The organism is Thermus sp. FJN-A (genome assembly GCF_054655095.1).
Genome location: NZ_BAAHSC010000256.1, coordinates 1 through 236, shown reverse-complemented (window position 1 = coordinate 236; position 236 = coordinate 1). Strand labels below are relative to the sequence as shown.

The following is a 236-nucleotide window of genomic DNA, read 5'->3' as shown; positions in this document are numbered from 1 at the left end:
GGGGTGGGGCGGGGGAGGGACCTCGAGGCCGACCTCAAGGCCTGGCAGAGGCGCTACCCGGGGAACGAGGAGAAGGCGAGGAGCCTCCTCAAGGCCCTCAAGCGCCCCGAAGGGGTGAACCCCGTCACCCTCGTCGTGGACGACGCCACGGGCCTCACCCCCAGTGTGGTCCCCTGGCTGGTGGCCTTCGCCGAGGTGGCCACCCTGGTCCTGGCCGTCCACCCGGAGACCCTAAG

At 72.0% G+C, this 236-nt stretch carries 1 pseudogene; it reads left to right on the top strand.

Going from position 1 to position 236, the window contains the following annotated elements:
- Positions 1-236 (top strand): annotated as a pseudogene (locus ACYQ0J_RS13625) (ATP-binding protein); the annotation flags it as partial.